The sequence below is a fragment of the Rhizobium sp. LCM 4573 genome, from assembly GCF_001854865.1.
Lineage (GTDB): Bacteria > Pseudomonadota > Alphaproteobacteria > Rhizobiales > Rhizobiaceae > Neorhizobium.
Genome location: NZ_MDDW01000030.1, coordinates 88,784 through 115,363, shown reverse-complemented (window position 1 = coordinate 115,363; position 26,580 = coordinate 88,784). Strand labels below are relative to the sequence as shown.

The following is a 26,580-nucleotide window of genomic DNA, read 5'->3' as shown; positions in this document are numbered from 1 at the left end:
CGTCGATACTCGTTAGACATAAGCTTGTCCTCAAGCCTGGGCTTGAGCCTTTCTGCTTATGCCGACTGTCCGGTCGAAATGGGGGGCAGTTCAGGGGCCTAAGCGTCCCCTTGTACATATAGCTGTCATCTAAGCATGCTTTATCCCGGCCGCGGAGCGTAGTCCGCGGCCGCCGGTGGCCCGCATCGGGCAAAAAAGAAACAAGGCAAACCGGATTTTTTGCCCGACTGGCAGGCCACTGCCTCTTTTCCCGCCGCACCTCTGACAACTATTTTAGCATTTCACAGTTTTGTGAAACTCTTGAAATGCGCGCGCCTCATTTAAATGCCGCACAAAAACCACAGAAAAGCCATTTTGTGCAAAGCACTCACAACCTCAGATTTATTCCATTTTGAAAACGAATAACCAATTGAATACATTGTCCAATTTATAAAACGCGGATGTGATTAAATCGATTAATATCCGCATCTAACGCTTCATTAAGCACGCCTATCAACCACAGGACGCATACGCGAGGTCACCACCTCTGGTCGTCAACATTTCATTGACAGTCGTCTCCCAAATGAGGGTCTTCCGGATCGAACCGATCGGTCCGATATGAGCACCGTAAACAGCAAATCACTTCTCCGGTTCGTACCCAAGAGCGAACCACGTCAGACCGAAAGGACTATATCAAATGACCAAGTCTCTGACCTCTACCCTTGCCGCCGCCCTCATCGCTTCCGCTGCCTTTGGTAGCGCTGCCCTTGCCGCCGGCGACTATTATGAAGGTGCTTCCAAGGATGCTGCTACCGTCGCGGTCGATACCGTCCGCACCCACAGCACCAAGGACAACGGCCACCTGGTTCTGGCCCAGAACGATCAGGCCAACATCAACCGTGGTGACTACTACGAAGGCGCAAACCGCCCGAACTAATTCGGCGCAGCTCATTCAAGACACCGTATCTCCCGTGCACTGGTCGCAAACTTAAGTGCCGGGAGACCCCAAAGGAAAAGGATACGAACATGACCAAGTCTCTCGCTCTCGTTGCTGCTCTCGTTGCTTCCGCAGCTTATGGCAGCGCCGCCCTCGCCGCTGGTGACTACTACCAGGGCGCAGACAAGAACGCCTCGCAGTCGCATGTCGACGCCCGCCACACCGGCAGCATCAACAGCGGCAACCACTCGGTACTCGCCCAGAACGATCAGACCGTTAATCGTGGCGACTACTACGAAGGCGCGAACCGCCCGAACTAATCGGCGCAGTTTACTCAAGACACCAGGTATCCCCGAGCACCGGTCRCAAACTTTAGGTGCCGAGAGATATCCAAAACTCAAAGGATACGCAAAATGACCAAGTCTTTGGCAATCATTGCTGCCGTTGTCGCCTCGACGACCTTCGGCGGTGCCGCCCTCGCCGCTGGCGACTATTACCAGGGCGCTGACAAGAACGCCTCCGAGTCGCATGTCGATGCCCGCCACACGGCCAGCATCAACAACGGCCGCAGCATCAACAGCGGCAACCGTGCGGTATTCGCTCCGGCCGACAAGGCAAACATCGGCCACGGCGATTACTACGAAGGCGCAAACCGCCCGAACTAAGTCACGGCGTCTCATCGAAGCGTGAGCTTCGCTTGAAGATCGTACGAAAAATGCCAGCCGCTCCGCGGCTGGCATTCGCAGTTCATTCAAGACACCGATTGGAAAAGGCGGGTCGCAATCGCCCTTCCGGTGCTGATGTTATCGCCGGATACGAGCGGTAACATCAATGCGAGCTTAGAATAGCGCCGCGATCGAATCAACGAGAACACGGCGTGATCTTGAACTATTCTTGCTCTCTTGATTCAGGGGTGTGGCCGACGCGCCGCAGAACAGCCTTCACGAGCCCTTGAAAATTTCTCTCCTCATCGTGAGCGGGARACTCAGCTTTTCACGGAACGATGTCCATTCTTGCCGGTTAATATCAGGCAAGCCATGGCGATATCCGTGGCCTTGCTGCCGAAACGCATGGAAAGGACAAAGCAATGAAATCCTATCTCAAGTCCGGCATTGCAGCCACTCTTCTCGCTTCCGCAGCTTTCGCGGGCTCCGCCTTTGCCCAGAGCACCGTCTATGGCGATCGATTTGACAATCGGCCTTCTCTGAATACCGAGCGGCAGAACCTCGACGAGGGCCGTTATGTAGACCCGATGTCGACCGGTAGCATCGATGGCGGTGGCCAGGTGATGTGGAGATCTCAGGGTCCTGCAGATACCTATATCGACGGCTCCCAGGATCGCGGTGACTTTTATGAGGGAGCCTTGCGTCCGCAGGACTAAAGCAGCTCTTTCAAGATACCGCTCCGCAACGGTCGCAAGCATCATGCGGAGGCAAACAAGACGAAAGCCGGCCATTTCAGGCCGGCTTTTTTTATGCGAACCGCTTGGGCAGCGCCACAGATCACCCAATGTAACACTCATGAACATCAGATGAACCAGGCTCTCAGCCGAGGTTCAGCCCGTCGCCCCTATTCTGCCGTCACTGGATCTGGGAGACGACCATGTCTGTCATCGCACGCCGTTTCGCAATCATGACGCTGATCGTGGCGCTTTTCGCGATTTCCTTCTCCGCGCTGGTCGCCAGCAACGACCGCAGCCACCGCGTTCTCGGCGGCGTCGCGCCTTGCCACCAATCGGCCGCGCCGGGCTGCGTTGCCCTGCTCTAAGGCATTCCAGCTGGCAAGCGAACGGATGACGAATTCGGCGCCTCACGTCTCGACGTCGTTTGCTTGTCAACGACTTCAGCATATAATGGCGCATGAACACACGAATCTTTTCGCTATCTCCTTTGAGCTTCATCAGCCCCAGCCCCTACGAGCCGCGCGTCTTCGACGATCCCGAACAGGCCGTCGAAGCCTTGATCGAGCTTTACGAGCGAAATACGAAATTCCTGAACGGCGCGTTCGGCGCATTGGCTGAAGGCGCTCCGATAACCGGCCGCTACCGGGCCTGCTATCCGCAGGTAAGCATCGAGACGACCTCGTTCGGGCATGCGGATTCCCGCCTCTCCTATGGACACGTGACGGCGCCGGGCATTTACACGACCACGGTGACGCGCCCGAAGCTCTTCCGRCACTACCTGATCGAGCAGCTCGATCTTCTGATGCGGAACCACGGCGTTCCGGTAAAGGTTTCGGAATCGACGACGCCGATACCGCTGCATTTCGCCTTCGGCGAAGGCGCCCATGTGGAAGCCTCCGCGGCAGCCCTCTCCGATATCCCGCTGCGCGACCTCTTCGACACGCCGGATCTCAACAATACCGACGACCTGATCGCCAACGGCGAGTATGAGGAAGTGCCGGGCGTGCCGGCGCCGCTCGCGCCCTTCACCGCGCAGCGGATCGACTATTCGCTTGCCCGCCTCAGCCATTACACGGCGACTAACGCCGAGCATTTCCAGAACTTCGTGCTTTTCACGAACTACCAGTTCTACATCGACGAGTTCGCCGCCTGGGCGCGCAAGCTGATGGCGGACGGCGGCGAGGGCTACACCGCCTTCGTGGAACCCGGCAACATCATCACCCCGGCGGGTTCCGACAAGCCGGAAACGACGATTGCCGCCCGGATGCCGCAGATGCCGGCCTACCACCTCAAGAAGGAAGGCCATGCGGGCATCACGCTCGTCAACATCGGCGTCGGCCCGTCCAACGCCAAGACGATCACCGACCATATCGCCGTGCTGCGCCCGCATGCCTGGCTGATGGTGGGGCATTGCGCGGGTTTGCGAAACAGCCAGCGGCTCGGCGACTACGTGCTTGCGCATGCCTATGTGCGCGAGGACCACGTGCTCGACGACGACCTGCCCGTCTGGGTGCCTATCCCGGCGCTGGCCGAAGTGCAGCAGGCGCTGGAGAGCGCCGTGGAGGAGGTCACCGGCTATGAAGGCTTCGAGCTGAAGCGGATCATGCGCACCGGCACGGTCGCCACCATCGACAACCGCAACTGGGAACTGCGCGATCAGCGCGGGCCGGTGAAGCGCCTGTCACAATCGAGGGCGATCGCCCTCGACATGGAATCGGCGACGATCGCGGCGAACGGCTTCCGCTTCCGCGTGCCCTACGGCACGCTGCTCTGCGTCTCGGACCGGCCGCTGCATGGCGAATTGAAGCTGCCGGGCATGGCGACGGCCTTCTACCGCACACAGGTGAGTCAGCATCTGCAGATCGGCATTCGCGCCGTCCAGAAACTCGCCGCCATGCCGGTGGAGAAGCTGCATTCCCGCAAGCTGCGCAGCTTCTACGAGACGGCTTTCCAGTAATCGGCCCTTATCAAGCGCCGGCGGCGAGCCGGCGCTTCCCATGCGCCAGGAGTATCGACAGTGCCGCCCCCATCAGGGCGGAGACGATGATGATCAGGTGCATGTTGACGCTTGCCTTCGCGAGCGTCGCGACGGCCGGACCCGCCCTGTCCGCGCCGAGCAGGAGAGCGCCTGCGGCAATTCCCGAAGGATAGGTCCCGACGCCGGCCGGCGCGTGCAAGGGCAGTACGGACGAAAGCTCTCCGCCAAGCGCGCCGCCGAAACTGGCCGCAATCGGAAAAACGCCGAGCAGCCGCAGGCACCAGGCAAACACCAGGACTTTGGTTCCCCAGTTCACGATGGTCAGCACCCAGGCCCRCACGAAGACCCCGGCATCGGCCGGAAGTCCCTCGCGAATGCTCTCGATGATCCTGTGCAGCTTGCCGGAGGATTTGCGCAGCGCAAAGCCGAAAAGCGGCCCCTTCATGGAAAAGGCGACGAGCGGGGCGGCCAGAAAGGCGATCCATAGCGGCCATTCCAGCCAGGGCCTGTTCCCTTGAAGAACGAGCCCCAGGCCGCCTGCCGCAAGCAGGGCGTGAAGATCGAGCAGCCGCATTACCAGAAGCGCCGCCGTGCCGTGCAGCAGGCCAACGCCGAACTCGCTGCGCATCAGGAGCGGAAAGCTCGTCTCGCCGCTGCGGAAGGGCAGCATGATATTCAGAATGTTATGCACCTGGGTAACATGGAAGACCTCCACGAACCTCCCCTTCGTCTGCGAAGGGAAATAGTCGTACAGGCGGTAGGCCCGGACGAAATAGGTGGAGACCAGGAGAAGCATGGCAAGCGCGACCGTGCCGTAGCCGACGACATGCCACTCGGCGACCAGGGAAGACCAGCCCCAGACATATTGGAGGAAGGCGGCATACAAGATGACGCAAACGGCGGCGATCAGCGTAAGCCGATGGCGCTGAAAGACCGAAGGCCGCCGTTCCTCTTCTATCTTGTCCACTTCAAAATCCCGAATATCGATGGCCCCTGCTATCTCTGGAGATTGGCGTTGTATGGGCTCGGGCGTTCGTATAACAAACGCCGAACGAAAGGCCAGTATTTTCCGGAGCCACCGCCTTGCACCAAATGTCCGCAGCAACACATCCGCAGCCCGTGGATTACTACCCCTACGAGCTGACGGTCCTTATCCCCGTCATGAACGAGGAGGAAAGCCTCCGTCCCATGCTGGATAGGGTCTGCGATGCCTTGAAGGGGCTCGGCAAGCCCTGGGAACTGATCCTGGTCGACGACGGCAGCACCGACCGGACGCTTCTCTATGCGCGCGAATATCTCGGCCGCGAAGGCCTGGATCTCAAGATCATCGAGTTCCAGCGCAATTTCGGCAAGGCCGCAGCCTACCAGGCCGGTTTCGATGCCGCGCAGGGCCGCCTGATCGTAACGCTCGACGGCGATCTCCAGAACGATCCTCACGACATCCCCGCCATGATAGAGGAACTCGAAGCACGCGATCTCGACCTGCTTGCCGGCTGGCGCAAGGCCCGCCAGGACGCCCTGGTCTTGAGGAAGATCCCCTCTTGGTGCGCGAACCGCCTGATCGGCTGGGTGACCGGCGTGAACATCCACGATAACGGTTGCGGCCTGAAGCTTTACCGCTCCTCGATCATCAAGCAGGTGCAGATCATCGGCGGCATGCACCGCTTCATCCCGGCCTGGGTGGCAAGCGTGATCCCGAGCACGCGCATCGGCGAAACGGTCGTAACCCATCATCCGCGGCAATTCGGCGAATCCAAGTACGGGATTTCGCGCACATTCCGCGTCTTCCTCGACCTTCTGTCGGTGCTGTTCTTCATGCGCTTCAAGGCGCGGCCGGGCCATTTCTTCGGGATGATCGGGCTGGTGCTCGGTTTCCTGAGCGGCCTGATCTTCCTTTATCTCGCCTATGTGAAGTTCCTCCTCGGGGAGGATATCGGAACGCGGCCGCTTCTACTCGCCGGCGTCGTCCTGTTCCTGTCATCGATGCAGATGATCACCACGGGCATCGTCGCGGAACTCATCACGCGCAGCTATATGGGCAGCGAAAATGCGCCCCTCTACATCGTGCGCACGACCCATAGAAAAGAAGGCTGATGGTCGAAGCCCTGAGACGACAGCCTGCACTGCTCTACCTGCTGCTCGCGGGCTATTTCGTGCTGCAGGTGGTCGCCCGGCTCAGCCTGCCGCAGTCTCTGGAACTCGATGAAGGGCAGCAGCTCTTCCTCGCCCAGTGGCTTGCGGTCGGGTACGATACTCAGCCGCCCTTCTACAACTGGCTGCAATATGCGGTCGTGTCCCTCACCGGCGCTTCGGTCGCCAGTCTTTCCGTGCTCAAGAACGGACTGCTGTTTTTCTCCTATCTGCTCTACGGCCTGACCGCCAACCGGCTGCTGCAGAACAGGGATCTCGCGATCATCGCCACTCTGGGACTGCTGACGATCCCTCAGGTGAGCTTCGAGGCACAGCGGGATCTCACCCATACGGTCGCCGTCATCTTTGCCGCCTGCCTGTTTCTCTACGGCTTCACCCGGACGCTGAAGACGCCTTCGCTCATCGGCTACGCCTTGACCGGGGCCGCGATCGGCATAGGGCTGATCTCGAAATACAATTTCGCCCTACTTCCGGCCGCGGCATTGCTCGCGATGCTGATGGAGGAGGAGTTTCGCCGCCGCCTGTTCGACTGGCGCATGCTGGCAACGATCGCGATCATCCTCCTGATCGTCGTTCCTCACGGGCTCTGGTTCCTCGAACACATGGATGTCGCGACCGGGCGCACGCTGGGGAAACTACACATAGAAGAGGAAGCTGGCCTACTGGCGACGCGGGCGGAAGGCCTGCTGTCGCTTGCGCTCGCGCTGGTGGGTTTCTGCGCCCTCACCCTGGTGCTCTTCGCCGTGATCTTCGGTCGAGGGCTTCGCGAAGCCATTCGCGCGGAAAACATCTGGACGCGCCTGATCGGCCGCATCATGGTGATCATTCTGATCGCGCTCGCCTGCATGATCCTGTTCACTGGAGCGACGCATATCAAGGATCGCTGGCTCGCGCCCTTCTTCCTGGTTCTGCCGCTCTACCTCTGCCTGAAGATCGAAGCCTCCAGCGTGCCGACGCTTCAAGGTGCCTTGAAGCGCACGCTCGGAATTTCGGCGGTCATCGCGGTTCTCGTCCTCGGGGTACTGACCTTACGGGTTCCTTTCGATTCCTGGACAGATGACGACTACGAGAAGGTGAACGTCCCCTACGGGCCCGCGGTCACGAAAATCCTGTCGGAAGGGCCGCATCGGCCCGTGATCATCGCCGCGAACGACATGCAGATGGCGGGCAATATACGCCTTCACGAAAGCGGCATTCCCGTTACCGTTCCTGGCTATCAGAGTTTCGAGCCCTCCTATCCCTGGGATAGCGAGCACCCGATCCTGCTGATCTGGAAGCGGGATGGCGAGGAGACGCCGCTGCCGAACAATCTCGCCGCATGGCTCGCCGCCAAATCGCCGGCGGCGAAAACGGTCACCGGCCATGTCACCCTGCCCTATCACTACGGGGATGGCGACGATTTCTTCACCTTCGGCTATGTCTGGGCCTATCCGCCGGAGCAGTAATCCTCGCCGTTCTCGCGAGAGTGGCCGGCACTACTCCCGCATCGCCTTCCAGCCGTGATCGAGACCCTTGCGGGTGGTTTCGATCATTTCATCCACTTTGGCGCGCGTGACGATCAAAGGCGGCGAATAGAGCATGCGGTCGCCCGTGGCGCGCAGAACCAGACCGTTGGCGAGGCAGTGGTTACGGACCTCGACACCGGCGCGTTCGCCGTCCTTGAAGCGTCCGCGTGTCTCCTTGTCGGCGGCAAGCTGCACGGCTCCGATCAAGCCGACGCTCTGGACCTCGCCGACCATGGGGTGATCCTCCAGCGACTTCAATCCGGCTGCGAAATAAGGGCCGATATCATCGCGCACGCGCTCCACCAGCCCCTCCTCCTCGATGATGCGGATATTCTCGAGTGCAGCGGCGGCGCAGACCGGATGGCCGGAATAGGTGAAGCCGTGATTGAAGTCTCCCTGGGCCATCACCTCCGCCACGCGGTCGCTTAGCAGAACACCGCCGATCGGCAGATAGCCGGAGGAGAGTCCCTTGGCGATCGGCGCCAGATCCGGTTCGAAGCCGTAATGTTGATGGCCGAACCAGGTGCCGAGCCGGCCGAAGCCGCAAATCACCTCGTCGGAAACCAGCAGGATATTGCGCGCCTTGCAGATGCGGGCGATCTCGGGCCAGTAGGTTTCCGGCGGGATGATGAYGCCGCCAGCCCCCTGGATCGGCTCGRCGACGAAGGCGGCGACGCGATCCTCGCCGAGTTCATCGATTTTCTCCTCCAGTTCGCGCGCGACCTTGAGGCCGAATTCGGCGGGAGAAAGATCGCCCCCTTCCCCGTACCAGTAGGGCTGGCCGATATGGTGAATGCCCTCGATCGGCAGATTGCCCTGCTCGTGCATCCATTTCATGCCGCCGAGCGAGGCGCCCGCGACGGTCGAGCCGTGATAGGCGTTGCGTCGGGCGATCACCAATGTCTTTTCCGGCTTGCCGAGAGCCTTCCAGTAGACTCGCGCCATGCGGAACCAGGTGTCGGTGGCTTCGGAACCGGAATTGGTGAAGAAGACGCGATTGAGCTTGCCGCCGGTATGGGAGGCGATCTTCTGCGCAAGAAGCGTGGTCGGCGGCGTCGTGGTGCCGAAAAAGCTGTTGTAATACGGTAGTTCCTGCATCTGCCGAGCGGCGGCCTCTGCGATCTCCCTTCGGCCATAGCCGACGTTCACGCACCAGAGCCCGGCAAAGGCGTCCAGGTATTTCTTGCCGRTCGAATCATAGATGTGCACGCCCTCCGCGCGTTCGATGATGCGGGTGCCCGCCRCATTCAGCTTCTTCATGTCAGAAAACGGGTGAAGATGATGGGCGGCATCGATCGCGGCGAGATTGGAAAGCGCGGGCTTGTCGTTCACGGCGTATCTCCCTGGCCGAAGGCTCTGATTGTGCCGCCAATTCTTATCGGCTACGAACTGTTTTCGGCAACACCCTTAGAAGAACGAACTCATGGCCGCTGAGACAGCCCCTCCTCGCATCGAAATCCTTCTCGTCGGCATGAACGGCGATCTTCGCGGCAAGCAGATCCCGCTCGAGCAGGAAAAGAAGGTCTGGGATGGGACGGTCCGTCTGCCCTCCTCCACCCAATCGCTGGATATCTGGGGCGACGACAACGACGACATTACGGGCCTGTCGCTCACCATCGGCGATCCGGACAGCGTCTGCATTCCCGACGAGCGCAGCCTTGCGCCCATGCCCTGGGCGCCGGAAGGCTCGAAGCAGGTGCTCGCCACCATGCACGAGATGGACGGCTCCCCGAGCTTCATGGACCCCCGCGGCATTCTTGCCGCCATGCTGAAGCGCTATGAGGACCGCGGCTTGACGCCGGTTGTCGCGACCGAGCTGGAATTCTACGTGGTGCGGGACGACTGGCGGGATACAGGCAGGCCGCGTCCACCCGAAAAACTCATGTACCGCGACGAGCCGAACGGTTTTCAGCTCTACGACATGAGTGCCGTCGACGCGCTGGACGATTATCTCCAAACGGTGCGCGCCTGGACAAGAGCGCAGGGGCTGCCGGCGGATGCGACGACCGCCGAGTTCGGTCCCGGCCAGTTCGAGATCAACCTGCTGCACCGGGCTGACGCGCTGGCCGCCGCCGACGATTGCATCTATCTGAAACGCATCGCCGAACAGGCAGCGAAGCGGCACGGGCTCAAGTCTACCTGCATGGCCAAGCCCTATGCGGACCATGCGGGTTCCGGCCTGCATGTGCATGCGAGCGTCATCGACCGTGACGGCAACAACGTGCTGGATGCCAAAGGCGGCGATCCGGTGCGGCTGAAATCCGTCTGCGCCGGGATGCTGAACACCATGCGCGACGCGCAGCTGGTCTTTGCGCCGTTTGCCAATTCCTACCGACGCTTCCAGCCCGGCTCCTTTGCGCCGGTCGATGTCGACTGGGGCTTCGGCCATCGTGGCACGGCAGTCCGCATTCCCGACAGGGACGGCCCGGCGGCCCGGATAGAGCATCGCGTCGCCGGCGCCGACGCCAACCCCTATCTGCTGCTGACCGCCATCCTCGGAGGCATGCTGCTCGGCCTGGACGAAACACTCGATCCGGGCCCCGCCACCGAGCCCGGCAAGCAGCCACCCGAAGGCACAAGGCGGCTGACGCACGACTTCCTGACGGCGGTGGAGGGTTTTTCCTCGTCACCCTTTATCCGGGATGTTTTCGGGAAGCGCTATCAGAAGCTTTATGGCGACACGAAGCGCAAGGAGGCGATCACCTACCTGCGCACCGTCTCGGATTTCGATTACCAAACCTATTTGCCGAGAATTTGATCAGCTGAGAGACTGATCCCATCAATATAGTCCCTGATTTTCATCTATCTTAAAGTCATGGTGCTTAAGGAGGCGGAATAGTTCTTAGCTTCCGGCGCTATCGATGCGTAGAGTTATAGTCAAAGCACTCCTGACAGGCCTTCTTTCCATGTTGGCGTCGCTGGCTCTTTCATTCATCTTCGTTCCGATGATGGGGGGACAGGTGGCCGGCGCCGGGCTGGTCATGACCATCCTTTGCCCTCTTGCGATTTCCATTCCCGCTTCCGGGCTGCATTACTGGCAGTCGGAAAGGGTCCGGCGTGCCGAGGCGATGACGGCAGATGCCTTGAATAAGCTGGCATTTGCCTATGAGCAGTTGCGGCTTCAATCCCGCCGGGACGGGCTTACAGGCGTGCTGAACCGGAACGCCTTTCTCGAAGAGCTGGATGCCTTCAGCCGCAAGGGCATGACCGGAGCGCTGATATTCTTCGACCTCGATCATTTCAAATCGATCAATGACCGTCATGGCCATGCGACCGGCGATGAAGTTCTCCGCCGGGTGGGCCATATACTGACCGCCTATCGAGGCCAGTTCGATATAACGGGCCGGCTCGGCGGCGAGGAATTCGCTCTTTTCCAAGGCGGGGCAAACTCCGGGGACATGTTGAAGCGATGCGAGGAAATTCGCGAACTCATCGAACGCATCGAGATTCATTCCGCTTCCGGCGCACGTGTTGCTGCATCAGCAAGTATCGGAGCATTTTACTGCTACCGGGGCTTTGATCCGCAGGACTGCCTCAAGGCTGCGGACATCAATCTCTATCAGGCGAAAGCGCGCGGGCGGAACCAGGTCGTATCATCGGCTTAGCACAAACGGCCTTCAAGCTCCTCAAATCCCGCTGCCGAACTCTTCTTCATCGGCGCGCGGCTGCGGAGCGCTGACCAGCACTTTCAACTCGCCCGCATGGATGCGCAGCTTCACGTCCCGATCCATCGGCAGCAGTTCGCCATCAATGACACAGCGGATATCGCGCCGTTCGCGAGGAAAATGGAGATCCACTTCCGTCGCCGTCATGGCGGTCACCGAGGCGTTTTCCTTCAGTTTCCCGCGCAGGATATCGAGGGTCAGCCTCGCCACGCCGGCAGGCGTCAGCGGCTCGGCGATGTAGAATCCGAGATGTCCGCGTGTCAGGCTATCGGCATACATCAGCGGATCCGGTCCAAACTCGTTGTTGGAAACCGAGATCGCCGAAACCTTGCGATGGCCGGTCTGGCCCTCGGCGTTGAACTCCACCTCGAACTCGGGCGGATTGAACATGACGCCGACGGCCGCGCGCGTGCTTGCCCTGATCTTGCCTAGCCGGGAGCCGAAGGTCATGGAATTGCGGTAGCGGACCATGCGCGCGTGCAGGCCGGCGGAAAACTGGTGGACGAAGCTCCGGCCGTTGGCGCTGGCGATATCGATATGGTCCGCCTCGCCATTGGCAAGCGCACCGAGCACCTGCCAAATATCCAGCGGCAATTTCAAGGAGCGGGCAAACAGGTTCATGGTGCCGGCCGGAACCACTCCCAGCATGGTCCCGCTCTTCCAGGCTATTCCAGCTGCCGCCGAAATCGTACCGTCGCCCCCGCCGGCGATCAGACCGTCGACGCCGGAGATGGAGGCCGCGTTTTCCATGGTCTCAACCACCTGATCGCCCGAAACCACATGGCATTCGATCTCGTGGCCTGCCGCCTTGAAGGTTCTGACGGCATGATCGCAATAGGCCTCCATGTCCGTGGTCCTGAAAGTACCGCCATCGCGGTTGAAGACGGCTACGAAATACATGGTGTCGGGGCTCTCAAGGGTAGGATAAAAGGCGGCATCATAACGGATCATCTGCCATTTGGTTGCGCATTGCGGCTTAAGCGAGATTGCGGTCTTACTGCGCTGCGCACGATGCCGTGAAATCCGGCAAAGGCGAAATTTCGCCCTACCGCAACGCACAATGAAATGATATCGTTGGATTGTCATTTCAATGATGCGCTCGCCGTTCCGGCGAAAAGCGCTCCCTTACTTCTCTTATTCCCGCCGTTCCCGTGCCATGACCGATACTGCCATTTCCTATGAATCCGCCTCCAGCGCGGAGAACAGCGCTGCCGAAAGCGCGCCGCTTTCGAAGCTTGCCATCATCCTGATCGAGATCGCTCTTGCCGTCGGCGGCTTCGGCATCGGTACGGGCGAATTCGCCATTATGGGCCTGCTGCCGGATGTGGCGGCGACTTATCAGGTGAGCATTCCCCAGGCGGGCCATGTGATCAGCGCCTATGCGCTCGGCGTGGTGATCGGCGCCCCGATCATCGCGGTCGCCGCGGCACGCATGACGCGCCGGGCGCTGCTGCTCATCCTGATGACCGTCTTTGCGCTCGGCAATATTTCGAGCGCGATCGCGCCGGATTTCTGGAGCTTCACGATCCTGCGCTTCATCACCGGCCTGCCGCACGGCGCCTATTTCGGCGTCGCAGCGCTGGTGGCCGCCTCCATGGTGCCGCCGAACAAACGCGCCCGCGCAGTCGGCCGCGTCATGCTAGGACTGACGATCGCCACGCTTGCCGGCACCCCGCTCGCCACGTTCATGGGCCAGATGATGAGCTGGCGAGCCGCCTTCCTGCTCGTCGGCGGGATCGGCGCGCTAACCGTGGCGCTGCTCTGGTATTTCCAGCCGCGCGACAAGGTTCAGGAAGGCGCCAGCATCCGCAGGGAACTCAGCGCTTTCGGCCGTACGCAGGTATGGCTGACGCTGGGCGTGGCCGCCGTCGGTTTCGGCGGCATGTTCTCCGTCTTCAGCTACATCGCCTCGACGACGACCGAGACCGCGCAAATGCCGGTGGCGACGGTGTCCATCGTGCTCGCTCTCTTCGGCATCGGCATGAATGTCGGCAATATCGTCGGCTCGCGTCTCGCGGATGTCTCGCTGAACGGCACGATCGGCGGCACGATGGTCTTCAACGTGATCGTCATGACCTTGTTCGGCGCCTTCGCGCAATATCCGGCGGTGCTCTGCCTCTGCGTCTTCCTGATCGGCTGCGGCTTTGCTGCCGGCCCTGCCCTACAGACGCGGCTGATGGATGTCGCGGCCGACGCCCAGACGCTCGCGGCGGCCTCGAACCATTCCGCCTTCAACATCGCCAACGCGCTCGGCGCCTGGCTTGGCGGACTGGTCATAGCCTGGGGCTGGGGTTTTGCGGCGACCGGCTATGTGGGCTCGGTGCTGTCGCTCGCCGGGCTTCTCGTCTTCGCCCTATCAATGGGCCTTGAACGGAAGGCGTCAGGCCGCGGCTGAAGGCGCTTCTTCCTGCTCCATGACCATGTATTTCCGGCCGTCGCGGCAGATGACATGCTCGCTGCCCCATAAGCGCAGGGCCGCAATAACCGGCTCCAGCGTTTGGCCGAGCGGCGTCAGATTGTAATCGACGCGAGGCGGCACGACCGGAAATACGGTACGCTGTACCAGTCCCGCCTCCTCCAGCTCGCGAAGCTGTTTGGTCAGCATGCGCTGCGTCACCGATGGAATGCGGCGGCGCAGCTCGTTGAAACGCAGCGTGCCCTCCTCCAACAGATGATGGAGGATGACGCCCTTCCATTTCCCATCGAGGAAACTCAAGGTCGATTCCACCGGGCAGCCCGGAAAATTATCGGTCAGTTTCGCGCGGGGTTTCGACATGGCCTCGTCCTCTCACGGTATACTTTTTGGCACTATAGACCAAAAATGTGCATTCTTGCGCGTTCGAAACATAGGCTCCATCTAGTCTCCGCACAATGAGTTCCATCGAAAGACCAAGGAGAATTCCCATGCGCGCAGTCGGGTTCAACAAGCCTCAGCCCATCAATGCCGAAACCTCGCTGATCGACATCGAGCTGCCGGTTCCGGAGGCCGGGGGGCGCGACCTGCTGGTCGAGGTCAAGGCGGTTTCCGTCAACCCGGTCGATACGAAGGTTAGGGCCTCGGCCGCGGTCGAGAACGGCCAGCATCGGATTCTCGGCTATGACGCGGCGGGCGTCGTTAAGGCCGTCGGCGCCGAAGTCTCCCTCTTCAAGCCGGGTGACGAGGTCTATTACGCCGGTGCGATCAACCGGCCGGGTACGAATTCGGAATTCCATCTCGTGGACGAGCGGATCGTCGGCGCCAAGCCGAAGACACTGAGTTTCGAGGAGGCGGCGGCGCTGCCGCTCACCGCGATCACCGCCTATGAGACGCTTTTCCACCGCATGAAAGTACAGGACAAGGTATCGGGCGCGGCCAATGCCATCCTCATCATCGGCGGTGCCGGCGGGGTGGGCTCGATCGCCATCCAGCTTGCCCGCGAGCTTACGGACCTGACGATCATCGCAAGCGGCTCACGGCCGGAAACGAAGGACTGGATCAAGTCGCTCGGAGCCCACCACATCGTCGATCACAAAAGTCCGATGGCACCGCAGATCGCGGGCCTCGGCATCGGCGCGCCTCCCTTCGTCTTTTCCACGACACAGACCGAACAGCACGTTACCGACATCATCGAACTGATCGCACCGCAGGGCCGTTTCGCCCTTATCGACGATCCGAAGGAGCCGATCGGCATCGGTCCGTTCAAGGGCAAATCGCTGTCGATTCATTGGGAAATGATGTTCGCGCGGCCCGTCTGGCAGACGGCGGACATGATCGAACAGCACAAGCTGCTCAACCACGTGGCGGAACTGGTGGATGCCGGCCGGATCCGCACCACGCTTTCGGAGACGCTCGGGCCTATCAATGCGGCAAACCTGAAAAAGGCTCATGCGATGATCGAGAGCGGCCGCACCAAGGGAAAGCTGGTGCTTTCCGGTTTTTGACGTGCGGTTTCTGACGGAGCGCCGGACCGCATAGGCGCATCCCTCGCCAAATAGGCGTAAACCACCGGGTGACATCTTACCGAGGCCGCACCGATAAGCTATGAAATCCCCTGGGCACTCTGCCGTGGGGGATTTCATATGGCGACACTTCAGACGAACAGTTTCGGCAATCCGGTTTCAGCCATTACGGGCGCGACCTGGTTCGGCTATCTTGCACGCACCGTACTCACGTTCATGTTCTGGGCGAGCGGCCTTGCCAAGCTCATCGGCTTCGATGCCGGCGTGGCCGAGATGGCGCATTTCGGGCTGGAACCGGCAACCCTCTTCAACATCGCGACGATCATCGTCCAGCTCGGCGGCTCGCTGCTCATCATTTTCAACCGCTGGACATGGCTCGGCGCGGGCGCGCTCGCCGTTTTCACCGCGCTCACCATCCCGATCGCCCACAATTTCTGGACCATGGAAGAGCCGATCAAGACAATCGAATTCCACGTGGTGATGGAGCACATCACCGTTATCGGCGCGTTGATGGTGGTGGCGTGGAAGTCTCGCTGAGGCGCGACTTTTCTCAGGCCTGCTGGACGACCACGCGGCCGCCGACCTTGGCCTTTTCGAAGAGGTCGATGACATCGTGGTTCATCATGCGGATGCAGCCGCTCGACATGGCAAGCCCGATGGTCTGGGGCTGATTGGTGCCGTGAATGCGGAACATCGTGTCGTTGCCGCCGCGATAAAGATAGAGCGCGCGGGCACCGAGCGGGTTGTTGGGACCGCCCGGCACGCCCCCGGCGTATTTCCGGTTGCGCGGATCGCGGCGCATCATGTTGGCCGTCGGCGTCCAGCTCGGCCATTCCGCCTTGCGTCCGATATAGGCATTGCCGGCCAGCGCAAGGCCGGCACGCCCCACCCCGACACCATAGCGCATGGCACGCCCCTCACCGAGTACGTAATAGAGGCGGCGTTCGGGCGTGTTGACGACGATCGTGCCTGCGGGATAGGGCGTCTCATAAGCCACTTCCTGACGGCGCAGCTCGGGCTTGATCCTGTCGATCGGCACCCTTTTCACCGGATGCTCTTCATCCGGCAGGGCGGCATACCGGTCCTGGGGGTTCATCACGCCGCTGGAAGCGCATCCGGCAAGCAGCAGAGGCAACCCGATCAGAAGTCCGCGGCGCGAAATCGACATAAAATACATCCCCGTAATTCATACCCTCATGAGTCGTACGCTACGGAGATTATGGTTAACGAAATGCTAACCGGAGATGGCAGGCGTTAATCACGAGCGCGTTAACGGGGTAAGAGGCGCAACCATCGCAATCCGCCGCTCAGGATCGAGACCGGCTTCGACCTCTGCCGCCAACGTCTCTTGAAGGTCTGGCGGAAGCTCGGATGAAGCGAGTTCCCGAAAACCCAGCGAGGCATAGAAGGGCGCATTGAAGGTAATCAGGCGGTCGGTGGTCAGCGTCGCCGCCGGAAGACCGCGCTTTCGTCCCTCCTCGAGCACCGCTTCCATGAGGCGGCGGCCGATGCCTTTCTTCTGCCAGGCGGTCTCGACGCTCATCTCCCCGATGTGAAGCCGGCCTTCCCGCTCCATGGCGGCAAGAAAGCCGACAGCCCTGTCGACTTCATCGGCGGCGACAAGCAGCAAGTCTTCTCCTAATGCCTTCTCCAGCGCCTCGCGAGGCATGACCGACGGTTCGCCGGCGAAACCGCAGGCCGCCGCCCAGACGTCGTGCGCATCTAGCTCGATCTCGGCCATCCTGCCGAGATCATCCAGACGCGCCAGCCTGATGGTTACGCCGCCCGTGCTCATTACATGTTCGGATAGACGGGGCCCTCGCCACCTTGCGGCGGTACCCAGTTGATGTTCTGGTTAGGGTCCTTGATGTCGCAGGTCTTGCAGTGCACGCAGTTCTGCGCGTTGATGACGAAGGTCGGCTCGCCGTCCTTCTCCACCCATTCATAAACGCCGGCGGGACAATAGCGCGCCGAAGGCCCGGCATAGATCTCGTACTCGGAGCGCTTCTGCAGGTCCATGTCCTTTACCTGCAGGTGGACCGGCTGGTCCTCCTCGTGGTTGGTGTTCGAGAGAAATACCGAGGAAAGGCGGTCGAAGGTCAGTACGCCATCGGGCTTCGGATAATCGATCGGCTTGTGTTGGGCAGCCGGCTCCAGCGAGGCCGCATCCGTCTTGCCATGCTTCAGCGTGCCGAAGAAGGAGAAGCCGAAGAGCTGGTTTGTCCACATGTCGAGCCCGCCGAGCGCGATGCCGACAGCCGTGCCGAACCGCGACCAGAGCGGCTTGACGTTGCGGACCCGCTTGAGGTCCTTGCCGATGGCGCTCGCGCGCCATTCATTTTCGATTTCCACGACTTCGTCGTTGGCGCGCCCCGCTTCGATCGCGGAGGCGATCTTGTCTGCCGCCAGCATGCCGGACAGAACCGCATTGTGGCTGCCCTTGATACGCGGCACGTTGACGAAGCCCGCCGAACAGCCGATCAGCGCGCCGCCGGGGAAGGAAAGCTTCGGCACCGACTGGAAGCCACCCTCCGTGATCGCGCGGGCGCCATAGGAGATGCGCTTTGCCCCTTCGAAGGTCTCGCGGATCGCCGGATGCGTCTTGAAGCGCTGAAACTCCTCGAACGGGTAAAGATACGGGTTCTTGTAGTTCAGATGCACCACGAAACCGACCGCCACGAGGTTGTCGTGCAGGTGATAGAGGAAGGAGCCGCCGCCGGTCTGCATGCCGAGCGGCCAGCCGAAGGAATGCTGCACGAGACCCTGTTTGTGCTTTTCCGGCTTCACCTGCCAGAGCTCCTTGAGRCCGATGCCGAACTTCTGCGGCTCGCGGCCCTCATCGAGCTTGAACTTGGCGATAAGCTGCTTGGCGAGCGAGCCGCGCACGCCCTCGCCGATCAGCACGTACTTGCCATGCAGCTCCATGCCACGCGTAAAGTTCGGTCCGGGCTCGCCGCTGCGCTCGATGCCCATGTCTCCGGTGGCCACGCCGATGACCGCACCTTCGTCGTTGTAGAGCACTTCGGTCGCAGCAAAGCCGGGATAGATCTCGACGCCGAGCGCCTCTGCCTTCTCGGCGAGCCACCGACAGACCAGCCCCAGCGAGACGATGTAGTTGCCGTGATTGTTCATCAGCGGTGGCATCATGAAGTTCGGCAGGCGCAGCGAACCGGCAGGGCCCAAGAACAGGAACTGGTCGTCCGTCACCGGCGTATCGAAGGGATGCCCCTCCTCCTCGCGCCAGCCGGGYAGAAGCGCATCGATGCCGACCGGATCGATAACGGCGCCCGAAAGAATATGCGCGCCGACTTCCGAGCCCTTCTCCAGGACGACGACGGAAAGCTCCGGATTGACCTGTTTCAAGCGAATGGCCGCCGACAAGCCGGCAGGCCCCGCCCCGACGATCACGACGTCGAATTCCATCGATTCGCGTTCGGGGAGTTCCATGTCTTCGCTCATTATCGATCAACCTCCACTTGGGGTTCCCTTTTTATCCGCTTCTCCTTGGCAAAAGCCGGAAAACTTGTCGAGCCGGGATGCGACACCCTCTGACCAGATAAACAGAACCGCGATTTTTTAGCGAGGATAATTAACGTTTACGTTAACGTCAATAATTCTCCTTGCTGTTTCAATAAGCATTAGTTGTCATACAACCTGATGACTTAGCAAGAGGGTTTGCGCATATCCTTGCTACGCCTTAGAGATTGGCAACCGAATCCGCAGTCGAGCCGACCCCAACATGACTTTCAACCCAGATCACCTTGCCGCGCGCCTCGCCGACCTTCATCCCGATCTTGCCGTTCTGGGGCCGGAACTGCTGAACGGCCGGCATCCTGGCGAGCACCGCAAAAATTTCGATGCAGGCGTCATGGCGCAGCCCTCCTCCCCCGAGGCCGCCGCCGCGCTCATCTCCTGGTGTGTCGAAAACGGCGTCGCCATCGTGCCGCAAGGCGGGCTCACCGGACTCGTCGGCGGCAATGTCAGCAGGGCCGGCGAAGTCATCCTCTCTTCCGCGCGGCTCAACCGGATCGTTGCCATCGATCCGGAAGAGATGACCGCCATCGTGGAGGCGGGCGTCACGCTCGAAGCGCTTCAGGCCTCGCTTGAACCTCTCGGCCTCACGACCGGCGTCGATCTCGGCTCGCGCGGATCGGCGACGATCGGCGGCATGGTTTCGACCAACGCCGGCGGCATTCTCGCCTTCCGCAATGGCGTCATGCGGCATCAGGTGCTCGGCATTGAGGCGGTGCTGCCTTCCGGCGAAATCTTCTCCGATCTGACCCGCGTGGTGAAGGTCAGCGCCGGCCCGGACCTGAAGCAGCTTTTCATCGGCGGAGAAGGCGCCTTCGGCTTCGTGACACGGGTGGTACTGAAGCTGGAACCGCAAAGGCCCTACCGCGCCACCGCGATGATCGGGGCTCAGAATGCGCGAACGGCGCTGCGGGTGATCCGGCATTTCCGATCGCTGCCGGGTATCACCCTAGAGGCCGCCGAGATGATGTGGCCCCGCTATATCCGCGACCATGCCAGGCTCAAGTCGCTGGATATATCAGGGCTTGAGGACGGCGCCTCGGCTCTGCTGATCGAGGTTTCCGGCGAAAGCGTCGAGGCAGCAACGGCGGCGCTGGAAGAAGGATTGGAAAGCCTCTGGGAGCCGCTCTCGCTCCAGGGCGGCATCATCGCCCAGTCGCTCGCTCAGGCGCGGCGCTTCTGGGATATCCGGGAGGATTCCGGCTTCTACTATGCCGAAATCCCGGATGCGGCCTCCTTCGACATTTCCGTGCCGCCAACCTTCCTCGATGCCTATGTGGCCGGCCTCGAAACACGCCTCAAAGCCATCGATCCCACCTATGCGGCCTATGTCTATGGCCACATCGCCGACGGCAACCTGCACCTGACGCTCATCAAGCGCGGTCCGCTGCCGGAGAAAGAGTTGCGCGCGGTCGAGAACGCCGTTTATTCCGGCATTTCGGAAGCCGGCGGCAGTTTTTCCGCCGAGCATGGCGTGGGCGTTGAAAAGCGCCACGGCTACGAGACCTTCGTTTCACCGCAAAAGCAGCAATTGGCACGGGCCTTGAAGAAGGCCCTCGATCCGAATGGCCTGTTCAATCCCGGCAAGGTACCATTCTGAAAGAAGCCGCATTAGCCTGAACCGGCCTTTCAAAACCGGATCACCTGCTTATAACAAGTCAGCATTCGATTTTCGTCAGGGAAGGACTTCACCATGGATCTCGGAATTTCCGGCAAGCGCGCTCTCGTTCTCGCCTCCTCGCGCGGGCTTGGCCTCGGCATCGCGAAGGCGCTCGCCCGCGAGGGAGCAAACGTCCTGCTCGTCGGCCGATCCGGTGACCGGCTTGCCGAGAACTGCAAGGCGATCAACGCCGAGGGCAAGGGCAAGGCCGACTGGGTGTGGGGCGATCTTTCCGACGACAATTTCGTGGAAGCGATGACGGTTGCCGTCAAGGAAAAGCTCGGCGGCATCGATATCCTCGTCAACAACACGGGCGGACCAACCCCTGGCACGGCTGAGGAAATGACCGCCGACAAGCTCGAAACCTTCTTCCAGTCCATGGTGCTGCGCGTCATCACGCTCACCAATGCCTTCCTGCCGCAGATGAAGGGACAGGGCTGGGGCCGCATTCTCACCGTCGCCTCCTCCGGCGTGTTCGAGCCGATTTCTAACCTCGCGCTCTCCAATACGCTGCGTTCGGCGCTGGTCGGGTGGAACAAGACGATCGCCACGGAAGTCGCGGGCTTCGGCATCACCGCAAACATGCTGCTTCCCGGCCGCATCCATACCGACCGCATCGACGAGCTCGACGGCGCGAACGCTAAGCGACAGGGCAAGTCGGTGGAGGAAATCCGCGCCGCATCGGTCAAGTCCATTCCCGCCGGCCGGCTCGGCAAGGTGGAAGAGTTCGCCGCCGCCGGCGCCTTCCTCTGCTCCGAACCCGCGAGCTACGTTACCGGCACCATGCTGCGCGTCGATGGCGGCGCATCGAAATCGGTCTAACAGAAGATAACGGCTTCTCGCGAATTTCATTTCGCTCCGGCGCAGGCAAGGTCTAAAATGCCTGCGTCAACTTGCGGAGGAGTGGAGCCATGGCATTCTCCAGGTTAGCTCTCACCACTATCGGCATTATCGCTATCGTGATCGGCCTCGTCTGGATTGGCCAGGGTAGCGGCCTCTTCCCCTATCCAGCCTCCAGTTTCATGATCAACCAGTCGCCCTGGATCGCTTACGGAGCGCTGGCGGCGCTGATCGGCCTCGGGCTCCTCTGGACCGGGCAAAGGCTCCAGAGATAGGCGGAGAGCCTTCGAGGATAAAACGGCATGCGCGCATTGCAGCGCCGCAAAGCCGCATGGAAGTTGAATTGGATTAACTCAGCTTCATAAAGCCCCATCATTACAAAGATTTAACCTGAGATCGCCGGTTTGTATGCCACGTTGGGCAAATCGGTCTTTTTTGCGCCGCAATGCAGGCAGCTCGATGGAAATATCGGGCGAAACAAGCGAGCGGTCTCATGAAGAAGCTCTGGATTCTGGCAGGCATCATCGTCGTCGCGGGGATCGCGGGTTGGGAGTTCCGCGAGCGGCTTCCCTTTCTCTCTTCCTTCGTTCACCAGGCTTCCGCCGATACGGGCGAAAGCGCGGGAGGAAGCCAGCAGCACCGCCGCTCGGGCGGACCGCCGCCGACGGTAAAGACGGTGGCGGCTCTCCGCGCCACGCTGCCCATGGAGGTCACGACGACCGGCTGGGCCGACGCGGACGAGAACACYACCATAGCGGCGCAGCAGGCGGGAACCATCCTGAGCATCGCGGCTCATGACGGCGCGATCGTCAAGACCGGCGACCTGATCGCCCAGCTCGACGACCGTACGGCCAAGGCCACGATCGAGAAGGACAAGGCACTTCTCCTGCGCGACCAGGCGACCCTTGCCCAGGCTGAAACCGCGCTTGCCAGGGCAAGCAACCTTCTCAAGGGAAATGCCGGCACTCAGCAATCCGTCGATGAGGCACGCGCCGCCCGCGACACCGCGGCGGCGACCGTCGAAAGCGACAAGGCGACGATTTCCGCCGACCAGGTGGAGCTGGACAATACCGATATCCGCGCCCCGTTCGACGGCCGGCTTGGGGACATCGCGGTCAGCACCGGCGCCTATCTCAGCGCCGGTGCTGCCGTGGTGACGATCGCCAAATACGATCCGATCTACGTAAAGTTCCACCTGCCCGAAGCCTATCTCGATACCTTGCGGAAAGGTTTTGCCGCAGGCAGCGTCGGCATCGATGCCGCCCCACAGGACTCCGCTGACGCCCCCCTTAAGGGAAAGCTGAGCTTCTTCGACAATACGGTGGATTCCGCCTCGGGCACGATTCTGGCCAAGGCGAGGTTCGACAATCCCTCAGGCGCTCTCTGGCCGGGCCAGTCGGTGAATGTGACGGTCCATTTCCAGAGTGACCGCCAGGACATCGTCGTGCCGACCGTCGCCGTCAGCCCCGGCGCCGCGGGCTCCTTCGTCTACACGGTGGGCGAGGACGGCAAGGTGCATGTGACGCCGGTGACAGTGGCGCGCGCAAACGGCAGCACTACCGCAATCGCCAGCGGCCTCGAGGCGGGCGCCCACGTGGTAATCGAAGGCCAGGTGCAGCTCGTGGACGGGGCGCAGGTGACGGAGGAGTTTGCCAATCCGCAGGATAGCAGCCTGCTCAACGCCAACGGCAATGATGGGCAGGTCGAAGTGGGAGCCGCGCGATGATCCCGCAATTCTGCATCCGCCGCCCGGTCGCCACCACGCTTCTCGCCATCGGCGTAATCCTGGCGGGCCTTGCGGGCTACCGGCTATTGCCGGTGGCGGCCCTGCCGCAGGTCGATTTTCCGACCATCAACGTCTCGGCACAGCTGACCGGCGCCTCCCCTCAGACCATGGCAACCGCCGTCTCGACGCCGCTCATCAAGAAATTCGAGACCATTCCCGGCATCAGCGAGATCAGCGCGACGAATTCGCTCGGCAATACGTCGATCGTGCTGCAATTCGATCTCAACCGGAATATCGACGCGGCGGCCGCCGACGTGCAGTCGGCCATTTCCCAAGCCAGCCGGCAACTACCGGACAACATGACGACGCCGCCGAGCTATCGCAAGACCAATCCGGCGGACGCGCCCGTGCTGCTGCTTGCCGTGCGCGGCGACAACCTGCCGCCCAGCAAGGTGGACGAGATTGCCGAGGACGTGCTTTCCCCTGCGCTCTCCACCTTGCCCGGCGTCGCGGAGGTGTCCATCTATGGCGCCAAGACCTATGYGGTGCGCGTCGAACTTGATCCCGCCAAGCTGCAGGCGCGCAATCTCGGTGTCGATACCGTTGCCACTGCGATCGCCAATGCCAACAGCCAGGCTCCGGTGGGCTCGCTGAAGAACAGCGCCCAGCAGCTCACGATCAATGCCGATACGCAGCGCACCAATGCTGATGAATTCTGTTCGCTGGTGATCGCCAATCCGAACGGCGCACCGATCCACCTGGGAGACGTGGCGGAGGTTCAGGACAGCGTCGAAAACCCGGATGGCGGAAGCTGGTATGACGGCAATTCGGCCATCATCCTCGCCATCCAGCGCCAGCCGGACGCCAATACGGTGGACGTGGTGGATGCCGTGCGCGCTAAGCTGCCTCAACTTACCGAGGAACTCCCAGCCTCGGTCTCGATCAGCGTCATGAACGATGCCTCGACCGCGATCCGCTCCGCGATCGACGACGTTCAGTTCACGCTGATGCTGACGATCGCGCTCGTCGTGCTCGTTATCTATCTCTTCCTCGGCCGGCTTTCCGCCACCATCGTTCCGGCGCTCGCCGTGCCGCTTTCTCTCATCGCCACCTTCGGCGTCATGTACCTGCTCGGCTACAGCATCGACAACATATCGCTGCTCGGGCTCACGCTGTCGGTCGGCCTCGTCGTGGACGATGCGATCGTCATGCTGGAAAACATCATGCGGCATGTGGAGGACGACATGCCGGTGATGCAGGCGGCAATTCAAGGCGCTTCTGAGGTCAGCTACACCATCGTTTCCATGTCGGTCTCGCTGATCGCGGTTTTCATCCCGATCCTCCTGATGGGCGGCGTGGTTGGCCGGCTGTTCAACGAGTTCGGCATGGTGGTGACGCTCGCCATCGTCGCCTCGGCGATCGTCTCGCTGACGGTCACGCCGATGCTCGGCTCCAGGCTTTCCGGCGCCGAGCATCATCCGGGCCTGCTCGCCCGCGTCTTCGATGCCGGCTTCAGCCGCGCGCTGAAAGCCTATGAGCGATCGGTCGGCTGGTGCCTCGGGCACCGGGCAGTCATCATGCTGCTATTTTTCGCCTCGGTCGCCGGCTCGATATATCTGTTCGAGACACTCCCTTCGAGCTTCTTTCCGACTGAGGATATCGGCCGGCTGACGATCTCGACCCAGGCGCGTCAGGATATTTCCTATCCCGCCATGCGGGACCTGCAGGCGCAGGTCGCAGCCGCCGTGCAGAAGAACCCCGCCGTCGCACATGTGACCTCGATCGTCGGCAGCAATGGCCGAAGCCCGCTCAACAACGGTACGATCTTCGTGGAGCTGAAGGACCGCGATCAGCGCCCTCCCCTGCAGCAAACGCTTCGCGAGCTGCGGCAGGCAACCGCCAAGACCGCCGGCATAAAGAGCTTCATCACGCCACAGCAGAGCCTGCGCTTCGGCGGGCGCTCGACGGCAAGCCAATACCAACTCGTGGTGCAGGCCCTCAACGCGGCGCAGACCAATGAATGGTCCGACAATATCCAGACTGCGATGCGAAGCGACCGCGCGCATTTCACCGACGTCACTTCCGATGCCCAGAGCAATGCGATCGAGGCGAATATCAAGGTCGATCCGGAAAAAGCAGCCGCCTTCGGCATTACCGACCAGCAATTGCGCGAAACGCTGCAGATGGCCTTCGGCGGCTATACGGCGGCGGAAATCCAATCGACCGGCGACAGCTACGACGTCATTACCGAGTTCGACAGCAGCCGGCAGTGGAACGACCAGATGCTGCAGGATGTCCGCGTGATGTCCTCCAACGGCTCGCTCGTGCCGCTGTCGAATTTTGCCCAGGTGGTGCGGACGACGGCTCCGGTCACCATCAACCAGACCGGCCAACTCGTCTCGACCACGGTTTCGTTCAACCTGCCGTCAGGCGTATCGCTCAGCGATGCGACGGCGGCGATCGACCGGATCAAGACGAACCTGCATATGCCCAACGACGTGTTCACCACCTATGGCGGCACGGCGCAGATATTCCAGCAGAGCCAGGGCAATACGCCGCTGCTGATCCTCGCCGCCGTGCTGACGATCTACGTGGTGCTCGGCGTGCTTTACGAGAGTTTCATTCACCCGCTGACGATCCTCTCCGGCCTGCCGGCGGCGGCCTTCGGGGCGCTTCTTGCCCTGAGGCTCTTCGGCTTCGACCTCTCCATCATCGCTCTGATCGGGCTTCTGATGCTGATCGGCATCGTCAAGAAGAACGCGATCATGATGATCGACGTGGCGGTGGAAACCATGCGGACCAAGGGTGAAATGGCAGCGGCCGCGATCCACGAGGCTTCAGTGCGCCGCTTTCGACCGATCATGATGACGACCTTCTGCGCGCTGCTCGGGGCGTTGCCGATCGCGCTTGGAACGGGCGCGAGTTCCGAACTGCGCCAGCCGCTCGGCATCGCCGTCGTGGGCGGCCTCGTGGTCAGCCAGGCGCTGACGCTGTTCATCACGCCTGTCATCTTCGTGGAGATGGACCGTTTCGGCCGCTTCCTCGCGGGGCTCGGCCGTAGGAAGGATCGCGGCCTACGGGAGGCGAACGACGATATGCCGGCGACGGTCGCGGCGGAGTAAGTCTGCCCCTCATCCGGCTGCCGCCACCTTCTCCCCGCATGCGGGGAGAAGGAAAATATGCCGCGCCATCTTTCCCTTCAGGCGGCCTGTGGAGCAAATCCCCTCTCCCCGCACGCGGGGAGAGGGTTAGGGTGAGAGGCAAGCC

The 26,580-nt window shown here is 61.4% G+C and carries 25 protein-coding genes; 18 read left to right on the top strand and 7 right to left on the bottom strand.

Annotated elements, in window-relative coordinates:
* Positions 1-676: 676 nt before the first annotated feature.
* The 6 genes from LCM4573_RS27040 (at position 677) to amn (ending at position 4,275) form a co-directional block, all read left to right on the top strand.
* Complete coding sequence (locus LCM4573_RS27040) at positions 677-916, top strand: hypothetical protein (RefSeq protein ID WP_071009698.1); 240 nt, start codon at positions 677-679, stop codon at positions 914-916.
* An 89-nt stretch (positions 917-1,005) separates the two neighbouring features.
* The gene (locus LCM4573_RS27035) at positions 1,006-1,236 is read left to right on the top strand and encodes a hypothetical protein (protein ID WP_071009697.1); all 231 of its coding nucleotides are present in this window, start codon (positions 1,006-1,008) and stop codon (positions 1,234-1,236) included.
* A gap of 93 nt (positions 1,237-1,329) precedes the next feature.
* Positions 1,330-1,581 carry a hypothetical protein gene (locus tag LCM4573_RS27030; RefSeq protein WP_071009696.1) on the top strand — a complete coding sequence of 84 codons (252 nt, stop codon included), beginning with the start codon at positions 1,330-1,332 and terminating at the stop codon, positions 1,579-1,581.
* A gap of 422 nt (positions 1,582-2,003) precedes the next feature.
* Positions 2,004-2,297, top strand: a complete 294-nt coding sequence (locus tag LCM4573_RS27025; RefSeq protein WP_071009695.1) for a hypothetical protein — start codon at positions 2,004-2,006, stop codon at positions 2,295-2,297.
* A 221-nt stretch (positions 2,298-2,518) separates the two neighbouring features.
* Positions 2,519-2,683 (top strand): hypothetical protein, encoded by a 165-nt coding sequence (locus LCM4573_RS28200; protein WP_157895546.1) that lies wholly within the window; start codon positions 2,519-2,521, stop codon positions 2,681-2,683.
* 92 nt (positions 2,684-2,775) lie between these two features.
* Positions 2,776-4,275 (top strand): AMP nucleosidase, encoded by a 1,500-nt coding sequence (gene amn / locus LCM4573_RS27020; protein ID WP_071009694.1) that lies wholly within the window; start codon positions 2,776-2,778, stop codon positions 4,273-4,275.
* Positions 4,276-4,285: 10 nt separating this feature from the next.
* On the opposite strand, the gene LCM4573_RS27015 is transcribed toward amn, so the two are convergent.
* On the bottom strand, positions 4,286-5,263 hold the full coding sequence (locus LCM4573_RS27015) for a lysylphosphatidylglycerol synthase domain-containing protein (protein WP_071009693.1): 978 nt from the start codon (positions 5,261-5,263) through the stop codon (positions 4,286-4,288).
* A 125-nt stretch (positions 5,264-5,388) separates the two neighbouring features.
* On the opposite strand from LCM4573_RS27015, the gene LCM4573_RS27010 reads away from it, so the two are divergent.
* Both LCM4573_RS27010 and LCM4573_RS27005 read left to right on the top strand, forming a co-directional pair.
* Positions 5,389-6,390: a glycosyltransferase family 2 protein gene (locus LCM4573_RS27010; protein WP_071009692.1), complete on the top strand. Its 1,002-nt coding sequence runs from the start codon at positions 5,389-5,391 to the stop codon at positions 6,388-6,390.
* Positions 6,390-7,892 carry a glycosyltransferase family 39 protein gene (locus tag LCM4573_RS27005; protein ID WP_071009691.1) on the top strand — a complete coding sequence of 501 codons (1,503 nt, stop codon included), beginning with the start codon at positions 6,390-6,392 and terminating at the stop codon, positions 7,890-7,892. The genes LCM4573_RS27010 and LCM4573_RS27005 overlap by 1 nt, the downstream gene beginning before the upstream one ends.
* 30 nt (positions 7,893-7,922) lie before the next feature.
* Here LCM4573_RS27005 and LCM4573_RS27000 read toward each other — a convergent pair whose 3' ends face one another.
* Positions 7,923-9,284 carry an aspartate aminotransferase family protein gene (locus LCM4573_RS27000; RefSeq protein ID WP_071009690.1) on the bottom strand — a complete coding sequence of 454 codons (1,362 nt, stop codon included), beginning with the start codon at positions 9,282-9,284 and terminating at the stop codon, positions 7,923-7,925.
* Between the two features lie 91 nt (positions 9,285-9,375).
* Here LCM4573_RS27000 and LCM4573_RS26995 point away from each other — a divergent pair, with 91 nt between their 5' ends.
* On the top strand, positions 9,376-10,710 hold the full coding sequence (locus LCM4573_RS26995) for a glutamine synthetase family protein (protein WP_071009689.1): 1,335 nt from the start codon (positions 9,376-9,378) through the stop codon (positions 10,708-10,710).
* 103 nt (positions 10,711-10,813) lie between these two features.
* A complete protein-coding gene (locus tag LCM4573_RS26990; protein WP_071009688.1) occupies positions 10,814-11,557 on the top strand; it encodes a GGDEF domain-containing protein in 744 nt (247 codons plus the stop codon).
* A gap of 21 nt (positions 11,558-11,578) precedes the next feature.
* Here LCM4573_RS26990 and LCM4573_RS26985 read toward each other — a convergent pair whose 3' ends face one another.
* Positions 11,579-12,517: a diacylglycerol kinase family protein gene (locus LCM4573_RS26985; protein ID WP_071009687.1), complete on the bottom strand. Its 939-nt coding sequence runs from the start codon at positions 12,515-12,517 to the stop codon at positions 11,579-11,581.
* A gap of 256 nt (positions 12,518-12,773) precedes the next feature.
* On the opposite strand from LCM4573_RS26985, the gene LCM4573_RS26980 reads away from it, so the two are divergent.
* Complete coding sequence (locus LCM4573_RS26980) at positions 12,774-14,012, top strand: MFS transporter (RefSeq protein WP_083347650.1); 1,239 nt, start codon at positions 12,774-12,776, stop codon at positions 14,010-14,012.
* On the opposite strand, the gene LCM4573_RS26975 is transcribed toward LCM4573_RS26980, so the two are convergent.
* Positions 13,998-14,393 carry a helix-turn-helix domain-containing protein gene (locus tag LCM4573_RS26975; RefSeq protein ID WP_071009686.1) on the bottom strand — a complete coding sequence of 132 codons (396 nt, stop codon included), beginning with the start codon at positions 14,391-14,393 and terminating at the stop codon, positions 13,998-14,000. The genes LCM4573_RS26980 and LCM4573_RS26975 overlap by 15 nt on opposite strands.
* Positions 14,394-14,521: 128 nt before the next feature.
* Between LCM4573_RS26975 and LCM4573_RS26970 the strand changes: the two genes are divergently transcribed.
* Together LCM4573_RS26970 and LCM4573_RS26965 are read left to right on the top strand one after the other, a co-directional pair.
* Entirely contained in the window at positions 14,522-15,538 is a 1,017-nt protein-coding gene (locus LCM4573_RS26970) for a zinc-binding alcohol dehydrogenase family protein (RefSeq protein ID WP_071009685.1), read from the top strand.
* Positions 15,539-15,676: 138 nt separating this feature from the next.
* A complete protein-coding gene (locus LCM4573_RS26965) occupies positions 15,677-16,093 on the top strand; it encodes a DoxX family protein (protein ID WP_083347648.1) in 417 nt (138 codons plus the stop codon).
* Positions 16,094-16,106: 13 nt separating this feature from the next.
* Here the strand turns inward: LCM4573_RS26965 and LCM4573_RS26960 are convergent, their stop codons facing one another.
* The 3 genes from LCM4573_RS26960 to LCM4573_RS26950 all read right to left on the bottom strand — a co-directional run bounded on the left by LCM4573_RS26960 (position 16,107) and on the right by LCM4573_RS26950 (position 19,015).
* Positions 16,107-16,724: a L,D-transpeptidase gene (locus LCM4573_RS26960; RefSeq protein WP_071009714.1), complete on the bottom strand. Its 618-nt coding sequence runs from the start codon at positions 16,722-16,724 to the stop codon at positions 16,107-16,109.
* Positions 16,725-16,814: 90 nt separating this feature from the next.
* Positions 16,815-17,351, bottom strand: coding sequence for a GNAT family N-acetyltransferase (locus tag LCM4573_RS26955; protein WP_071009684.1), 537 nt, complete (start codon positions 17,349-17,351; stop codon positions 16,815-16,817).
* The gene (locus LCM4573_RS26950; protein WP_071009683.1) at positions 17,351-19,015 is read right to left on the bottom strand and encodes an electron transfer flavoprotein-ubiquinone oxidoreductase; all 1,665 of its coding nucleotides are present in this window, start codon (positions 19,013-19,015) and stop codon (positions 17,351-17,353) included. The genes LCM4573_RS26955 and LCM4573_RS26950 overlap by 1 nt, the downstream gene beginning before the upstream one ends.
* 280 nt (positions 19,016-19,295) lie before the next feature.
* On the opposite strand from LCM4573_RS26950, the gene LCM4573_RS26945 reads away from it, so the two are divergent.
* The 5 genes from LCM4573_RS26945 to LCM4573_RS26925 all read left to right on the top strand — a co-directional run bounded on the left by LCM4573_RS26945 (position 19,296) and on the right by LCM4573_RS26925 (position 26,435).
* Positions 19,296-20,687, top strand: coding sequence for an FAD-binding oxidoreductase (locus LCM4573_RS26945; RefSeq protein WP_071009682.1), 1,392 nt, complete (start codon positions 19,296-19,298; stop codon positions 20,685-20,687).
* A 93-nt stretch (positions 20,688-20,780) separates the two neighbouring features.
* A complete protein-coding gene (locus LCM4573_RS26940; protein WP_071009681.1) occupies positions 20,781-21,569 on the top strand; it encodes an SDR family oxidoreductase in 789 nt (262 codons plus the stop codon).
* A gap of 89 nt (positions 21,570-21,658) precedes the next feature.
* The gene (locus LCM4573_RS26935) at positions 21,659-21,862 is read left to right on the top strand and encodes a hypothetical protein (protein WP_071009680.1); all 204 of its coding nucleotides are present in this window, start codon (positions 21,659-21,661) and stop codon (positions 21,860-21,862) included.
* A 218-nt stretch (positions 21,863-22,080) separates the two neighbouring features.
* On the top strand, positions 22,081-23,313 hold the full coding sequence (locus LCM4573_RS26930) for an efflux RND transporter periplasmic adaptor subunit (protein WP_071009679.1): 1,233 nt from the start codon (positions 22,081-22,083) through the stop codon (positions 23,311-23,313).
* Positions 23,310-26,435, top strand: a complete 3,126-nt coding sequence (locus tag LCM4573_RS26925; RefSeq protein WP_071009678.1) for an efflux RND transporter permease subunit — start codon at positions 23,310-23,312, stop codon at positions 26,433-26,435. Before LCM4573_RS26930 ends, LCM4573_RS26925 begins: the two co-directional genes overlap by 4 nt.
* The last annotated feature ends 145 nt before the right edge of the window (positions 26,436-26,580 follow it).

Coding starts and splice junctions, on each gene's coding strand:
- LCM4573_RS26965 (WP_083347648.1), top strand. CDS start 15,677: ATGGCGACACTTCAGACGAACAGTTTCGGCAATCCGGTTTCAGCCATT.
- LCM4573_RS26935 (WP_071009680.1), top strand. CDS start 21,659: ATGGCATTCTCCAGGTTAGCTCTCACCACTATCGGCATTATCGCTATC.
- LCM4573_RS26990 (WP_071009688.1), top strand. CDS start 10,814: ATGCGTAGAGTTATAGTCAAAGCACTCCTGACAGGCCTTCTTTCCATG.
- LCM4573_RS28200 (WP_157895546.1), top strand. CDS start 2,519: ATGTCTGTCATCGCACGCCGTTTCGCAATCATGACGCTGATCGTGGCG.
- LCM4573_RS26945 (WP_071009682.1), top strand. CDS start 19,296: ATGACTTTCAACCCAGATCACCTTGCCGCGCGCCTCGCCGACCTTCAT.
- LCM4573_RS27035 (WP_071009697.1), top strand. CDS start 1,006: ATGACCAAGTCTCTCGCTCTCGTTGCTGCTCTCGTTGCTTCCGCAGCT.
- LCM4573_RS27040 (WP_071009698.1), top strand. CDS start 677: ATGACCAAGTCTCTGACCTCTACCCTTGCCGCCGCCCTCATCGCTTCC.
- LCM4573_RS26985 (WP_071009687.1), bottom strand. CDS start 12,517: ATGTATTTCGTAGCCGTCTTCAACCGCGATGGCGGTACTTTCAGGACC.
- LCM4573_RS26975 (WP_071009686.1), bottom strand. CDS start 14,393: ATGTCGAAACCCCGCGCGAAACTGACCGATAATTTTCCGGGCTGCCCG.
- LCM4573_RS26995 (WP_071009689.1), top strand. CDS start 9,376: ATGGCCGCTGAGACAGCCCCTCCTCGCATCGAAATCCTTCTCGTCGGC.
- LCM4573_RS27025 (WP_071009695.1), top strand. CDS start 2,004: ATGAAATCCTATCTCAAGTCCGGCATTGCAGCCACTCTTCTCGCTTCC.
- LCM4573_RS26955 (WP_071009684.1), bottom strand. CDS start 17,351: ATGAGCACGGGCGGCGTAACCATCAGGCTGGCGCGTCTGGATGATCTC.
- LCM4573_RS27010 (WP_071009692.1), top strand. CDS start 5,389: ATGTCCGCAGCAACACATCCGCAGCCCGTGGATTACTACCCCTACGAG.
- LCM4573_RS27005 (WP_071009691.1), top strand. CDS start 6,390: ATGGTCGAAGCCCTGAGACGACAGCCTGCACTGCTCTACCTGCTGCTC.
- LCM4573_RS26960 (WP_071009714.1), bottom strand. CDS start 16,724: ATGTCGATTTCGCGCCGCGGACTTCTGATCGGGTTGCCTCTGCTGCTT.
- LCM4573_RS27030 (WP_071009696.1), top strand. CDS start 1,330: ATGACCAAGTCTTTGGCAATCATTGCTGCCGTTGTCGCCTCGACGACC.
- LCM4573_RS26940 (WP_071009681.1), top strand. CDS start 20,781: ATGGATCTCGGAATTTCCGGCAAGCGCGCTCTCGTTCTCGCCTCCTCG.
- LCM4573_RS26980 (WP_083347650.1), top strand. CDS start 12,774: ATGACCGATACTGCCATTTCCTATGAATCCGCCTCCAGCGCGGAGAAC.
- LCM4573_RS26970 (WP_071009685.1), top strand. CDS start 14,522: ATGCGCGCAGTCGGGTTCAACAAGCCTCAGCCCATCAATGCCGAAACC.